The sequence below is a fragment of the Paenibacillus zanthoxyli JH29 genome, from assembly GCF_000520715.1.
In the GTDB taxonomy this organism is placed as follows: domain Bacteria; phylum Bacillota; class Bacilli; order Paenibacillales; family Paenibacillaceae; genus Paenibacillus_AQ; species Paenibacillus_AQ zanthoxyli.
Genome location: NZ_ASSD01000530.1, coordinates 1 through 750, shown reverse-complemented (window position 1 = coordinate 750; position 750 = coordinate 1). Strand labels below are relative to the sequence as shown.

Genomic DNA, 750 nt, shown 5'->3' with positions numbered 1-750 from the left:
CATGCGGAACCGCGCCGCAAATTCCCCGGCCAGCAGCCCGTGGTCATGCTGCTTGATCATGACAAACTTCTCATCCTGCTCCCGACAAATCACCGATATACCTCCCAATAGATTCCATTTCCATGTATCAGTACGGAGATTATACCATATTTGCTCTGCCTGCCATGAAATAATCCAGTAGCTACAGAGAGGAAGAGTGGAAGAGAAGCGAACTCAAGCTTCCAACCGATGTGCCAGATATAAAGATTCCAAATCTCCGGATGGTTCCCCTGCAAATAACAGACGGCCGCTGCGAACAATGCCTACATGGTCTGCCAATTTTTCCGCCAAGCCCAGAATATGAGTAGAAAGCAGGACCAGTCCCCCCTGCTCGCTGTATTCCCTTAACGTATCGCGAACGATGATCACCTGATCAGGATCCAGACCATTGGTAGGTTCGTCCAATATGAGGATATCCGGCTTATGGAGAAGTGTGGAGGACAATGCGACTCTTTTTTTCGTGCCTTGAGACAGCTCATCCATACTCAAATTACGGTATGAATGTAAATCGAACCGCTCCAGCAAGTAGTGAATACGCTCTTCTAATAGCTCCTTAGGTACCCTTCGCAGTCCTCCGGTCAGCCTCATCATCTCCATTACCGAAAGATGGGGATAGTAGAAAGGAAACTCCGGCAAATAACCGATTCGTGTCTTGTACTCCTGATTCTCCCAATCCAGAACCGTTTCATTAAGAGATATGGTTCCTTTCTG

1 protein-coding gene is annotated in these 750 nt (G+C 47.9%); it reads right to left on the bottom strand.

Translation table 11 applies throughout. The features are described from left to right. Nucleotides 1–213: 213 nt before the first annotated feature. Nucleotides 214–750 (bottom strand): ABC transporter ATP-binding protein (locus tag L691_RS0120595; protein WP_025692235.1); only part of this gene is annotated, 537 nt, incomplete at its 5' end.